Here is a 12,818-nt window from a genome sequence, read left to right on the forward strand (position 1 = left end):
GTATTTCTCCTCGGCCGGCAGGCCGAGCCGCGGTGCGATGACCATGTAGACACGTGCGAGATCGTCGGGGAACAGGTTCGCATCGGGCGTGTAGCGGGCCTGCCGGTAAAGGGCCAGCGCTTCTTCGCCGTCGATTGAGACACCGGCGTCCGCAGCGATCCCGGCCAGGCAGGTCGTTATGCCGCCTTCGAAGTCGATCAGCGTGCCGACCACATCGAAGGTCATGTATTTGAATTCGCTAAAGCCCCTGGCCAAGACTGGCTCTCCTCTGCGCGCGGCCGAATTACTGATGCTGAACAGAACAAAATTCCGTGCTGTCCGGGGCGTCGGCCTTTTTCAAAAGCCCGGAAATCCGGGCTTTCTGGCCTTGTCTTAAAAAGCAGTCTGGCACTTCCCCCGCGCTGGATTCGCCGAAAAGGCGCGAGGTAGCGGCACAAAATTGCGAAATCGTCTGCCGCGGCGATATTTCGAGATGCGAAAAATGCGTCGCCCTTCATGCAAGCGCCCGGCGGACATCGGCGTCGTCCAGCGTCTGGTCCAGCGTCCGGCGCGTGCGCTCGATGATCGCATCGATGTCGCCGTCGGTGCAGCAGAGCGGTGGGGCGTAGCCGAGAACCCCATGCGCGAAGGCGCGGATGATCAGGCCATTGTCCCACGCCCTGTCGAAGACGCGCCGCGCCGGCATGGCCGAGGCCGGAAGCGGCGTTTTCTTCTTTTTGTCGACCACCAGCTCGATGGCGGCAAGCATGCCGCGACCCCGCACATCGCCGACCAATGGATGGTCGCTTAAGGCAGACAGGCCCGCTATCAAGCGCGCGCCCGCCCTGGCGCCGTTCTCCAGAAGGCCTTCCTCATAGAGCTTCAGCACCTCGAGCGCGACGGCGGCGCTGACCGGATGGGCGGAATAGGTGTAGCCGTGGCCGACGGCCGAGGCGCCTGCGCCATCGGCGATGACGTTATAGACATGATCGGCCATCAAGACAGCGCCCATAGGGACATAGCCTGAGGTCAGGCCCTTCGCGGTGGTCATGAAGTCGGGAACGATATCCTCCTCCGTGCAGGCAAACAGGGGGCCGGTGCGGCCGAAACCGGTGATCACCTCGTCGGCGATGAAGAGGATGCCGTATTCACGGCAGAGCTCGCGCATCGCCTTGATCCAGCCTTTCGGCGGGACGATAACGCCACCCGAGCCCTGGATCGGCTCGGCGTAGAAGGCGGCGACCCGCTCCGGCCCGACCTCCTCGATCTTCGCCTTCAGCGCGGCGAGCGATGCGGCGATGATCGCGTTCGGGTCATCGCCAACCGGATTGCGATAGGGATAGGGCGAGGGGATCTTGTGCTGCCATTCGAACGGAATGCCGAAACCGGCATGAAAGGCGGGCAGGGCGGTCAGGCCCGCGCCGACCACCGACGATCCGTGATAACCCTGCTCAATGGAAATAAACTGGTCGCGTTCAGGCTCGCCTCTGGCATTCCAGTAGTAGCGGACGAACCGGATCGTGCTGTCGACCGCGTCCGATCCCCCGAGAGTGAAATAGACGTGATTGAGATCCCCGGGCGCCCGGTCGGCCAGCTCCGAGGCGAGCCGGATGGCGGGCTCCGAGCCGAGATCGAAATAGGCGGTGGCGTAGGGCAACTCGCGCATCTGCCGGGCCGCTGCTTCGACGATGCTGTCGTGACCATAGCCGGCATTGACGCACCACAGTCCGGCGAAGCCGTCGAGAAGTTGCCGGCCGGACGCATCGGTCACGGTAGCGCCCTTCGCCGATTTCAGCACCCGCACGCCGAGCGCCTCATGGCCGCGATATGAGGCGACCGGATGGATGAGATGGGCGCGGTCGAGTTCGATCAGGGAATTGGCGAGCATTGTTGTCCTCCGGGCTATCCGAGCGCCTGGTTGGCGAGGGCGTAAACTTTTGGCCTGGCCTGTTCGGCCCCATTCTTGGCCGGACGGTCCATAGCGACGCCGCCGCCGACATGAGCGAGGCCGATTTCTCCGAGCCAGCCGGCGATGCCGGTCCTGCTTTCGGTATCCACGCGCAGGAAAGCGCCAGGGCGAGACGCGGCGAAAAAGCTGATCAGGGCCTTGGCGTCGTCTGCATTTCCGGCGATGACGGGGCCGATCACCTCGCCGCGTCCGAACGGGCGGATTGCGGCATAGGCCGCGATGACGCCACTGCGGCGGATGACGGCGAATTCACCCCGCTCGGCCAGCGCATCGATCAAAGCTTCACGGTCGGCGCCGTAGGCGTCACGGTCCAGGGCCTTGATTTCCGGCAGATGGTGCGCGCCCGCGGCTTCCACACCGTCGGAAGCCTCAAGCGCTGTCACCTTGCCCTGATGCTGAAGAATCGTGCCCGAGGGCACGAAGCCAAGCTTCTCATAAAGAGGCATGCCGTCGGTCGTGGCGACGAGCCGCAGCGCACGGTCGCCGGCAAGGGCGAAGGCCTGTTCCATGAGCCGGCGCCCGAGCCCTTTGCCTCGCGCGTTCCTGTCGACGATCACCATGTTGATCATGGCGCAATCGGCGCCGTAAGGCGTTACCAGGATTGTCCCGGCGACCCGGCCCTGGTCGTCGAGCGCAACCGCGCCGCTCGAAAGCTGCAGCGCCATCTGCCAATCCTGCGGGCGATGCGGCCAATTCTCCTGCCGAGATAGCGCGACTGCACCCTCGATATGATCCGGCCCGAAGTCCTGGAGTTCGATCTCGCCTTGCTGCATGACGCACCTTTCAGTCTGACCCCAAGTCTCGATCATCGGTGCGCCGCAGATCGTCTAAAGGTCTCGACTTCCGCGGTATCATTCGCCGTTGCTGAGGGGGTGCGCCGCATCTTGTGCTGGCCCCTATGGAACTGGATGCGTTTAGCGCCTCGACCGGCGGCATCCTTCGACACTCAAGATGCTACAGCGTGCCAAACGGAACCGCGGATACGGAACTTTCTGCTTTCGGCAGCCGCTTTTCGGTCAAGTGGGTCGCTTCCTGCCGGCCTATGATGAAAGACGTCCCAACACGGATGTGCTTCCACCGGAGATCGACGGATATGGCTTCTTTCAGGCCCAAATACATCACCTTCGACTGCTACGGCACGTTGACTAATTTCCAGATGGCCGAGGCGGCGCGTGACCTCTATGGCAGCCGACTCGACGAGCCGCGCATGCAGGCGTTCATCAAGAACTTCGCGGCTTACCGGCTCGACGAGATCCTGGGCGACTGGAAGCCCTATGCCGACGTCGTCCACAACGCGCTCGAGCGCGCCTGCAAGCGCAACGGCGTCTCCTTCAGCCCGGACGACGCCACGATGGTCTATGAGCGTGTCCCGACCTGGGGGCCCCACGCGGACGTTCCAGCCGGGCTGGCGAAGGTTGCCAAGGAAATTCCGCTGGTCATCCTCTCCAACGCCATGAACGCGCAGATCATGTCCAATGTCGAGAAGCTCGGCGCGCCATTCCATGCCGTCTACACGGCCGAACAGGCGCAGGCCTACAAGCCACGCTTCAAGGCTTTCGAATATATGTTCGATAGGCTGGGCTGTGGTCCGGAGGATGTTCTTCACTGCTCGTCCTCGTTCCGCTACGACCTGATGTCGGCGCATGATCTCGGGATCAAGAACAAGGTCTGGGTCAATCGCGGCCACGAGCCGGCCAACCCCTATTACGGCTATGTCGAGATCGCCGACATTTCCGGTCTTCCGGGCGTGGTCGGGCTTTGAAACTGACGGATTGCAAATGAAGCTGGTCTCCTACTGGCACGACACCGCTCCAGTTTTTTCCGGCGGAGCGCAAGGCCCGGTCGAGGGACACTACGACGCCGCCATCATCGGCGGCGGCTTCACCGGCCTCGCCGCCGCCCGCCAACTGGCGAAGGCCGGCGCCAAGGTGGCGGTGCTGGAAGCAGAGCGGGTCGGCTGGGGCGCGTCCGGACGCAATGGCGGGCACCTGAACAACGGCCTCGCCCACAGCTACCTTTCGGCCAAGGCGGAGCTCGGCAAGGAGCGCGCGATCGCGCTCTACCGGGCACTGGACGATTCCGTCGACACCATCGAGGCGCTGGTCGCCGAGGAGGGTATCGACTGCAATTTCCGCCGCGCCGGCAAGCTGAAGCTCGCCTCCAAGCCGCAGCATTTCGAAGCGATCGCCCGTAACTTCGAGGCCGTCCATGCCGAGGTCGATCCGGACACGGCGCTGCTGTCGCCGAACGATCTCAAATCCGAGATCGGCTCGCCCTTCCATGGCGCGATGCTGTCGAAGAAGAGCGCCATGATGCATATGGGCCGCTACGTGGCCGGGCTGGCGACAGCCGCGGTTCGTCATGGCGCCGTCATCCACGAGAATGCAGCGGTGACGGAACACAGGCAATCCGGCACGCGGCATCAGCTGACCACCTCCCGCGGCCGCATCAGCGCCGACAATGTGCTGGTGGCGACCGGCGCCTACACCACGCCGAATTTCGGCTATTTCCGCCGCAGGATCATTTCCGTCGGCAGCTTCATCATCGCCACGCGACCGCTGAGCGACGCCGAGATCGCCGCGACCATGCCCGGCAACCGGACATGCGTGACCTCGATGAACATCGGCAACTACTTCCGGCTTGCGCCGGACAAGCGCCTGATCTTTGGTGGCCGCGCACGCTTCTCGGCGACATCGGACCAGCGCTCCGATGCCAAGAGCGGACAGATATTGCGGGCAAGCCTCGCGGCGATCTTCCCGCAGCTCGCCAGGGTCGAGATCGATTATTGCTGGGGCGGGCTGGTCGACATGACCAAGGACCGCTTCCCGCGGGCCGGCTACCATGACGGGGTCTGGTACGCGATGGGCTATTCCGGCCACGGCGCGCAGCTTTCCACCCATCTGGGGATGATCATGGCCGATGCCATGCTTGGTCGCGCGGACCGCAATCCGATGAAGGGGCTCGAGTGGCCCGCCATTCCCGGCTATTCCGGCAAGCCCTGGTTCCTGCCGATGGTCGGTCTCTACTACAAGGCGCTCGACCGGATCCAGTGATCGGGGCTGGGGTTTAACCCAGCCCGCCCATGTGGAAGCTCTTCAGTTCCAGATATTCCTCGATGCCGGCCTGCGCGCCCTCGCGCCCGAGGCCGGACTGCTTGACGCCGCCGAAGGGAGCTATCTCCATCGAAACCGAGCCGGTGTTGAGGCCCACCATGCCGAACTCCAGCGCCTCGCCGACGCGCCAGGCGCGCTTCAGGTTCTCGGTGTAGAAGTAGGAGGCAAGCCCGTAAGGCGTGCCGTTGGCAAGCGCGACCGCTTCCTCTTCCGTCTCGAAGCGGAAAAGCGGTGCGACCGGACCGAAAGTCTCCTCGCTGGCGAGTTCCATTTCGTTTGTTGCGCCGGCCAGCACCAGCGGCGCGACATATTGAGGACCCTCCGGCAGCACCGGCTTATCGGTGACGATCGTCGCGCCCTTGGCGAGCGCGTCCCCGACGTGCCGATTGATTTTCTCGACCGCCGCCATGTTGATCATCGGCCCGATGGCGACGCCGGGCTGCGTGCCCGGTCCCACCGTCAACGCATTGACGCGGGCGCTGAGCTTGGCGGAGAAGGCGTCATAAACTCCGGCCTGGACGAGAATGCGGTTGGCGCACACGCAGGTCTGGCCGCCATTGCGGAACTTCGACGCCAGCGCCCCCTCGACGGCGAGGTCGAGGTCGGCGTCGTCGAAGACGATGAAGGGCGCGTTGCCGCCGAGCTCGAGGCTGAGCCTTTTCACGCTATCGGCCGCTCCGCGCATCAGCAGCGAGCCGACCCTGGTCGAACCGGTGAAGGAGATCTTGCGCACGGTCTCATTCGCCATGATCTCGTTGCCGATCTCGGCCGGCATGCCGGTGACGATGTTGATGACGCCGGCGGGAATACCCGCGCGTTCGGCGAGCACGCCGAGCGCCAACGCCGAATAGGGCGTGAACTCGGACGGCTTGATCACCACCGTGCAGCCGGCGGCCAGCGCCGGCGCAACCTTGCGGGTGATCATCGCATTGGGAAAGTTCCAAGGCGTGATGATGCCGCACACGCCGACGGGTTCCTTCAGGACGATGATGCGGCGGTCTGATGTAGGCGAGGGGATGGTGTGGCCATTGATCCGGCGCGCCTCCTCGGCGAACCATTTGACGAAGGACGCTCCGTAGCGGATCTCGCCTTTGGCCTCGTCCAGCGGCTTGCCCTGTTCCGTGGTCAGGATCAGTGCGAGATCGTCCAGATGCTTAAGCATCAGACCATGCCAGGCCTCCAGCAGGGCGGCGCGTTCGGCGTGGGTCTTCTTTTTCCAATCCCGATAGGCGGAAGCCGCGGCCTCTATGGCCGCGCGGGCCTCCGGGCCGGACATGTCGGGCACTGTGCCGATCGATATCTGTGTTGCCGGATCGATCACATCGACCGTTCTGCCGGAACCTGCCGCGACCCATCTGCCGCCGATCAGACCGGCCTCGCGGAAGAGAGTTTTGTCTTTCAGGCTTTTCATCGAAAACGACCTCGCAAATCAGGTGAGCGCCGCGACAACGGCGGATGTGATGGCGTCCGTACGATCTTTGCCGGCCGTGGTTCCCACCCCTCGCGCCGTTGTCGCTTCGATCGCGTTCATGACGCGGCCGGCTGCGTCCTTTTCGCCCAGATGTTCAAGCATCATTGCGCCCGACCATATGGCGGCGATCGGGTTGGCGATGCCGAGGTGGGCGATGTCGGGCGCGGAGCCGTGCACCGGCTCGAACATGGACGGCGCCGAGCGGTCGGGGTTGATGTTGGCGGAAGCTGCGTAGCCGAGCCCGCCCTGGATCGCCGCGCCGATATCCGTCAGTATGTCGCCGAAGAGATTGGAAGCGACGACCACGTCGAGGCTCTGCGGATCCATGATCATGCGCGCAGCGAGTGCGTCGACATGATAGCTGGTCACGTCGACGTCCGGATAGTCGGCGGCCAGCTTGCGCGTGATCTCGTCCCAGAACACCATCGAATATTTTTGTGCGTTGGACTTGGTGACGGAAGCCAGCCTGCCGCGCCGCGCCCGTGCCTGCTCGAAGCCGAAGCGCAGGATGCGCTCGACCCCGGCCCGGGTGAAGATCGAGGTTTCCACCGCGACCTCGTCCAGCGTGCCTTGATGCACACGCCCGCCGGCGCCGGAGTATTCGCCTTCGGTGTTTTCGCGGATGCACAGAATATCGAAGCTCTCGGCCCGCAGCGGCCCCCTCACACCAGGCAGCAGCCGGTGCGGCCGGATATTGGCGTATTGCACGAATGCCTTGCGGATCGGCAGCAGCAGCCCGTGGAGCGAGACGGAATCCGGCACCTCCGTCGGCCATCCGACGGCCCCGAGCAGGATGGCGTCGAAGCGGCGCAAGGTCTCGATGCCGTCCTCGGGCATCATGCGGCCGGTTTCCTTGAAGAAACGACAGGACCATGGCAACTCGGTTCCGGTCAGGGCAAAGCCGGAGTGCTTGGCCACGGTTTCCAGCACCGTCCAGGCGGCGGCGGTCACATCGCGACCGATGCCATCACCGGGGATCAGGGCGATCGAGTGGGTCTTCATTGGCATCTCTTCACAGGCTGATCAGGACGCTCTTGGTCCTGCGGTTGGCGAGATAGGCCTCGCGGCCAAGGTCCTTGCCGATGCCGGAGCGCTTATAGCCGCCGGTCGGCAGAATGTGGTCGCGCGAGCGGCTGTAGCGGTTGACCCACACGGTGCCCGCTTCGAGCTTGCGCGCGAGACGGATCGTGCGAGACAGATCCGCGGTGAACAGGCCGGAAGCCAGTCCGTAGGTCGGATGGCTGGACAGCGCGAGCGCCTCGTCTTCGGTCTCGAAGGTCTGGACCGTCAGGACCGGGCCGAAGATTTCCTCGACGATCGCCGGATTGGCCTGGTCGACGTTGGCGATCAGCGTCGGCTCGTAGAAATAGCCGGGGCTGTCCATGAAGGTGCCGCCCGTCAGGCATTCGCCGCCGCCCTCGAGCGCGGCCCGCACGATGGCGTCGACACGCCCCCGCTGCCGTTCCGAGATGATCGGCGAATACTGCGTGGTCTCGTCCCAGGTCGGGCCGGGCTTCACCGCCTTCACTCGCTCAAGGATGGCCGCCGTCAGGCTGTCGGCCACACTCTTCTCGACGATCAGGCGCGTGCCGGCCACGCAGGCCTGGCCGGCATTGAAGGTGACGCTGCCGGCGATTGCTGCCGCCGCCTTGTCGAGATCGGCATCGGCAAAGACGAGCTGCGGGCTCTTGCCGCCGAGCTCCAGCGTCATCGGCCTGATGCCGGTGCGGGCGACGTTCTCCATGATCGCCGAGCCGGCGCGGGTTGAACCGGTGAAGCTGACCTTGGCGATCTCGGGATGGCCGGTCAACGCCGTGCCGGTCGTGGGGCCGTCGCCGAGCACCACGTTGATAAGTCCTGCCGGCAGGCCGGCTCTGACGGCGAGCTGCGCCAAATGAACGGTCGAGAACGGCGTCATTTCGGACGGCTTCAGCACGACTGCATTGCCCGCGGCCAGCGCCGGGCCGAGTTTCCAGCCGGCCATCGAGATCGGAAAATTCCAGGGCGTGATCGCGGCCACGACGCCATAGGGTTCGCTCATGATCATGCCGAAACTGGCGTCGTCGGTCGGCGCGAGTTCGCTGCCTTCCTTATCGGCGAACTCGGCAAAGAAGCGGATCTGCTCGGCGGTCACGGCGATGTCGCCGGCGGCGAGCTGGCCGACGGGCCGGGTCGAGGACAGTGCCTCGATCCTGGCGAGCGTTTCGGCTTCCGCTTCCATCAAATCGGCCCAGGCGTGGAGCGCCCTGGTGCGCTCGCGCGGCCGGACGCCGCCCCAGTTGCTGGCTTTCAGCGCCGCCTTGGCACTTTCCACCGCCCGGTCCACCAAGTCCGCACCGGCCACGGGGCAGGCGGCATAGGACTTGCCATCGGACGGACGGCGCATTTCGATCGCACCCCCGGCCGAAATCAGCTCTCCATCGATGAAGTGGCCGACGGGAAGCGAGATTGTATCGGGATCGAAGCTCAGGCTCATGGGCAACCACTCGGCAGCATCGGCCTCAGCCTAGCCCGTGCCGACACGCAGCATGCGCTGTTCGGCGATCCGCCGCCGACGAATGTTGCGTGCTGGGGACAAGAGACGGCAAAATCTTCCGCGGCGGTCAGGGCCTGCGCGGGCGCTCGCTAGCCCACTGTGACGTAGATCTTGCGCACGGTCTCGATGGTCTTCCAAACACCCGTGAAGCCCGGCTTCATGACGAAGCTGTCGCCGGCCCGGTAGGTCACCGTTTCGCCGGCGTCGGGCGTGATTTCGACCACGCCGGCGAGGATATGGCAGAACTCGAAGGTTTCCCCCTTGATCGAGCGCGTTTCGCCGGGCGTGGCCTCCCAGACGCCGGTATGGACAAGGTCGTCCTTGGCCACGTCCTGCGCCCAGGTTTTGAAGGCGGGATTGCCGGCAATGAGCCGCTCCGGCAGCGCGGTCGATTCGCGGGGCGAAAAGCTCGGGTTGATATCGATGGGCTTGAGCAGGGACAAAGGATGGCCTTTCCAGTTGAGTTTCAATAACCGCGCGACCGGTCGACGAGCCCGATGGGATCGAGCCCGGCGCGGTGGCGCTTGATGTTGTCGATGACGGCCTGGGCGGCGGTCGCGGGTTGGGTCACGCTGGCTATGTGCGGAGTGAGGATGATCTTCGGATGCGACCAGAACGGATGTCCCGCGGGCAGCGGTTCGGGATCGGTCACGTCGATCATCGCCGACGACAAATGGCCGCTATCGAGCGCGGCGACAAGCGCTTCGTGATCGAGCTGCGGGCCTCGACCCGTATGAACGAGAGCCGCCCCGTCAGGCAGTTTCGCGAACAGGCCGGCGTTCAGAAATCCGCGCGTCTCCTCGGTCAGTGGCAGCAGGCAGATCAGTATGTCACTGGCCGCCAGCATCTGCTCCAGCCCAAGCTCGCCATGATAACAGGTCACCCCTTCGAGCCGCCGCGGGGAGCGGCTCCATCCGGAGAGCTGGAAGCCGAAAGGTTTCAGCCGGTCGAGGACGGCTTGGCCAAGCTGTCCGAGGCCGAGCACGCCGATCCGGCGCGACGCGGCTTGAGGCTGAGGGATGTCGCGCCATTCTCCGGGGCGCTGCTGCGCCAGATAGGCCGGCAAGTTGCGGTGGAGCGCAAGCACGGCGAGCGTCACATACTCCTGCATCATACGCACGATGCCCTCCTCGACCATGCGCACGATTTTCACCGGCGCGGGCACCGCGTCGAAGCGGAACTGATCGACGCCGGCGCCGATGGAGAACAGGATTTCGAGGTTGGTGTAGCGGTCGAGGTTCTCCGGCACCGTCCAGGTGATCAGGTAGCGCACTGCGTCGGGATCGACCGTAGAGGCATCGATCGTGAAGGGGAGGTCCGGCAACTCCTTAGCGAAGGCCTCGGCGAAGATCGCGCCACGCCGCGCGTCGGAATTGAAGAGGAATGTCATTCCGGCTGCTCCTTCAGGCCGCGCATCGCGCGCCCAGCGCCTCGATCATCTGCTGGCAGGCGGCGAGCTCGCTGGCGAGAATATATTCGTCCGGCTTGTGGGCGCGCCCGATATCGCCGGGGCCGCAGATGATCGCATCGAGCCCGGAGCCTTGGTAAAGTCCGGCCTCCGTCCCGTAGCTGACGGCGGCTAAAGGCGCTTCGCCGGTCAATTCGCGCAGCAGTCCCGCCAGAGCCGAGTCTTGCGGCAGCGACAGCGCCGGATAGGCGCTGATCGGCTTCCATTCAACAACATAGCCTTGAGCGGCAAGAGCTTCAGCCCGCGCCTTGACCGGGGTGAGCAAGCCAGCCGGTTCGATGCCCGGTATTGCGCGCGCCTCCAGGTCGAGCGTGCAGCTGTCGGGGATGATGTTGACCGACTGGCCGCCTGCGATCACACCGGCCTGCAGCGAGGAATAGGCCGGCTCAAAGGTTGGGTCGGACGGGCCATGCATCAGCCGCTCCGCTTCACTCACGGCGGCGCTCAGCACATCGGACATCGCATGGATGGCGTTAAGCCCAAGATCCGGTCGCGAGGAGTGGCCGGAGCGGCCGCTGATGATTACGCGGGCGGCCGCCTTGCCCTTGTGGCCGCGCACGGCGCGCATGCCGCTCGGCTCGCCGACGATGACGCCGAGCGGCTTGGCGCAAAGCTCGGGCAGCCCGGCGATCAAATGCGGCACGCCCCGGCACCCGATCTCCTCGTCATAGGAGAAGGCGAGGTGGATCGGTCTGGCGAGGCGCAGCCGCACAAGCGCAGGCACGGCGGCGAGCGCGGCGGCGAGAAACCCCTTCATGTCGGTGGTGCCGCGTCCGTAGAGCCGTTCGCTCTCCCGGCGCAGCGAAAAAGGGGCCGAACTCCATTGCGGCTCGCCGGCGGGGACGACGTCCATATGGCCGGATAGGATGTAGCCCGGAACCTCGGCCGGGCCGATGGTGGCGAAAAGATTGAAACGGTCGCCCTCTGGCCCTGGGAGCAGGGTGACCTTCGCGCCTTGTTCGGCGAGATGAGCCTCGATCCAGCCGGCAATGTCGCCGTTGGGCTTGCCGGCGACCGACGGAAAGGCGACGAGACGGTCGAGGATGTCGAAGACGTCCATTGCAGCCCTCAAGGCATTTAGGGTTCGCCGGCATCGATGCCGCATGCTGGCGAATTTCCGCAGAGGATGGGTGCGTTGCCACGCGATTGCATGCCGAAAGCGGAAGTATTTCAGTTGAATCTTGCGTTGGTGCACGGCTTTCGAGCAAATCCTGTGGGGTTTGCTTGTCTAGCGTTGGCGGGCACGGGTCAGCGGTCTGCTCGCCCGTTGATTTTTGAGGGTTCTTTCAGGGCCATGGAAGTGAAGCCGTCCGAAAGCTTGAAAATCGATGCCTTCTCGATGCGTATCGGCGACGTCCAAGATGTCGACCTGGAGAGGTTGCACGCGCTCTCGCTGTCAGTGGGATGGCCGCATCGCGCCGAGGACTGGCAATTCCTGCGTGAATCGGGCCAGGGCTTCGTGGCGCTCGATGAGATCGGCCGGGCTCTCGGTTCGGCCATGTGGTTCCCGCATGGCGCCAATTTCGCCACCGTGGGGATGGTCATCACCTCGCCGCGGCTTCAGACGCAGGGGGCGGCGCAATGGCTAATGAAGCGGATCTTCGACAGGATTCCCGGGCGCGATCTGCGCCTCAACGCAACCCGTGCTGCGCGGCGGCTTTATCTCTCTCTCGACTTCCAGCCGGAGAAGACCGTCTATCAATGCCAGGGCATCGCCCGCGTGCCGACAGCGGGCCGGCCGACGGAAGGGCGCGGCAACGTCCGGACCTTGGACGCGGGCGATATTGCGGCGGCGATCGCGCTGGACGCGGCGGGATTTGGCGTGAGGCGGACAGCGCTCATCGAAAAGCTCTTCGAGCATTCGGCCGGCTACGGCCTTTTCGACGGGAACAAGCTGACCGCTTTTGCCTTCTGCCGACCGTTCGGGCGGGGCCATGTCATAGGGCCGGTCGTGGCGGGAAGCGACCCCGACGCCCTTGCGGTCGTCCGGCCGCACGTGGCCGACCATTCGGGATATTTCCTCAGGATCGACACGCACATGGACAATGGCGAGTTCGCCGCCTTCCTGTCGCACAGCGGAATGCCGGTCTTCGATACGGTGCTGACCATGTCGAAGGGCAAATGCCTTGGCGATTTCTCCGACGGCGGCTCGGCTAGGCCGAAGACCTATGCCTTAGCAAGTCAAACCCTCGGGTAGTTGTCTTCGGATTGCTTCTTTCTCCCAGACGCGAGTGCGAGGAGGGGAAACGGACGCATGACTGAGACGGCACGATAAAGGCACC

The 12,818-nt window shown here is 64.7% G+C and carries 11 protein-coding genes and 1 pseudogene; 3 read left to right on the top strand and 9 right to left on the bottom strand.

Annotated elements, in window-relative coordinates:
- From EOA79_RS06690 to EOA79_RS06700, 3 genes and pseudogenes are all read right to left on the bottom strand, one after another.
- Window positions 1-255: pseudogene (locus EOA79_RS06690) on the bottom strand (hydrolase); the annotation flags it as partial.
- 238 nt (window positions 256-493) lie between these two features.
- Window positions 494-1,867 carry an aspartate aminotransferase family protein gene (locus EOA79_RS06695; RefSeq protein ID WP_095825756.1) on the bottom strand — a complete coding sequence of 458 codons (1,374 nt, stop codon included), beginning with the start codon at window positions 1,865-1,867 and terminating at the stop codon, window positions 494-496.
- A 14-nt stretch (window positions 1,868-1,881) separates the two neighbouring features.
- A complete protein-coding gene (locus EOA79_RS06700) occupies window positions 1,882-2,721 on the bottom strand; it encodes a GNAT family N-acetyltransferase (RefSeq protein WP_095825755.1) in 840 nt (279 codons plus the stop codon).
- 320 nt (window positions 2,722-3,041) lie between these two features.
- Between EOA79_RS06700 and EOA79_RS06705 the strand changes: the two genes are divergently transcribed.
- Together EOA79_RS06705 and EOA79_RS06710 are read left to right on the top strand one after the other, a co-directional pair.
- Window positions 3,042-3,710, top strand: a complete 669-nt coding sequence (locus EOA79_RS06705) for a haloacid dehalogenase type II (protein ID WP_066989167.1) — start codon at window positions 3,042-3,044, stop codon at window positions 3,708-3,710.
- 16 nt (window positions 3,711-3,726) lie between these two features.
- The gene (locus EOA79_RS06710) at window positions 3,727-5,001 is read left to right on the top strand and encodes an FAD-binding oxidoreductase (protein ID WP_095825754.1); all 1,275 of its coding nucleotides are present in this window, start codon (window positions 3,727-3,729) and stop codon (window positions 4,999-5,001) included.
- A gap of 13 nt (window positions 5,002-5,014) precedes the next feature.
- Here EOA79_RS06710 and EOA79_RS06715 read toward each other — a convergent pair whose 3' ends face one another.
- From EOA79_RS06715 to argE, 6 genes are all read right to left on the bottom strand, one after another.
- Window positions 5,015-6,472, bottom strand: a complete 1,458-nt coding sequence (locus EOA79_RS06715) for an NAD-dependent succinate-semialdehyde dehydrogenase (RefSeq protein WP_095825753.1) — start codon at window positions 6,470-6,472, stop codon at window positions 5,015-5,017.
- Between the two features lie 18 nt (window positions 6,473-6,490).
- Window positions 6,491-7,534 carry a tartrate dehydrogenase gene (locus EOA79_RS06720; protein ID WP_095825752.1) on the bottom strand — a complete coding sequence of 348 codons (1,044 nt, stop codon included), beginning with the start codon at window positions 7,532-7,534 and terminating at the stop codon, window positions 6,491-6,493.
- A gap of 10 nt (window positions 7,535-7,544) precedes the next feature.
- Window positions 7,545-9,008 carry an aldehyde dehydrogenase family protein gene (locus tag EOA79_RS06725; RefSeq protein ID WP_095825751.1) on the bottom strand — a complete coding sequence of 488 codons (1,464 nt, stop codon included), beginning with the start codon at window positions 9,006-9,008 and terminating at the stop codon, window positions 7,545-7,547.
- Between the two features lie 149 nt (window positions 9,009-9,157).
- Window positions 9,158-9,511 (bottom strand): cupin domain-containing protein, encoded by a 354-nt coding sequence (locus EOA79_RS06730; protein WP_095825817.1) that lies wholly within the window; start codon window positions 9,509-9,511, stop codon window positions 9,158-9,160.
- Between the two features lie 23 nt (window positions 9,512-9,534).
- Window positions 9,535-10,458 carry a glyoxylate/hydroxypyruvate reductase A gene (locus EOA79_RS06735; RefSeq protein WP_095825750.1) on the bottom strand — a complete coding sequence of 308 codons (924 nt, stop codon included), beginning with the start codon at window positions 10,456-10,458 and terminating at the stop codon, window positions 9,535-9,537.
- 13 nt (window positions 10,459-10,471) lie between these two features.
- On the bottom strand, window positions 10,472-11,596 hold the full coding sequence (argE, locus tag EOA79_RS06740; protein ID WP_095825749.1) for an acetylornithine deacetylase: 1,125 nt from the start codon (window positions 11,594-11,596) through the stop codon (window positions 10,472-10,474).
- A gap of 234 nt (window positions 11,597-11,830) precedes the next feature.
- Here argE and EOA79_RS06745 point away from each other — a divergent pair, with 234 nt between their 5' ends.
- Window positions 11,831-12,733 (top strand): GNAT family N-acetyltransferase, encoded by a 903-nt coding sequence (locus EOA79_RS06745; protein ID WP_095825748.1) that lies wholly within the window; start codon window positions 11,831-11,833, stop codon window positions 12,731-12,733.
- The last annotated feature ends 85 nt before the right edge of the window (window positions 12,734-12,818 follow it).

Origin of the sequence: Mesorhizobium sp. M1A.F.Ca.IN.020.03.2.1, assembly GCF_004023205.1 — a bacterium.
Classification (GTDB): domain Bacteria; phylum Pseudomonadota; class Alphaproteobacteria; order Rhizobiales; family Rhizobiaceae; genus Mesorhizobium.

Bases quoted from the DNA above. Each gene is read 5' to 3' on its own strand.
- EOA79_RS06695 (WP_095825756.1), bottom strand. From the start codon at position 1,867: ATGCTCGCCAATTCCCTGATCGAACTCGACCGCGCCCATCTCATCCAT.
- EOA79_RS06700 (WP_095825755.1), bottom strand. From the start codon at position 2,721: ATGCAGCAAGGCGAGATCGAACTCCAGGACTTCGGGCCGGATCATATC.
- EOA79_RS06705 (WP_066989167.1), top strand. From the start codon at position 3,042: ATGGCTTCTTTCAGGCCCAAATACATCACCTTCGACTGCTACGGCACG.
- EOA79_RS06710 (WP_095825754.1), top strand. From the start codon at position 3,727: ATGAAGCTGGTCTCCTACTGGCACGACACCGCTCCAGTTTTTTCCGGC.
- EOA79_RS06715 (WP_095825753.1), bottom strand. From the start codon at position 6,472: ATGAAAAGCCTGAAAGACAAAACTCTCTTCCGCGAGGCCGGTCTGATC.
- EOA79_RS06720 (WP_095825752.1), bottom strand. From the start codon at position 7,534: ATGAAGACCCACTCGATCGCCCTGATCCCCGGTGATGGCATCGGTCGC.
- EOA79_RS06725 (WP_095825751.1), bottom strand. From the start codon at position 9,008: ATGAGCCTGAGCTTCGATCCCGATACAATCTCGCTTCCCGTCGGCCAC.
- EOA79_RS06735 (WP_095825750.1), bottom strand. From the start codon at position 10,458: ATGACATTCCTCTTCAATTCCGACGCGCGGCGTGGCGCGATCTTCGCC.
- argE (WP_095825749.1), bottom strand. From the start codon at position 11,596: ATGGACGTCTTCGACATCCTCGACCGTCTCGTCGCCTTTCCGTCGGTC.
- EOA79_RS06745 (WP_095825748.1), top strand. From the start codon at position 11,831: ATGGAAGTGAAGCCGTCCGAAAGCTTGAAAATCGATGCCTTCTCGATG.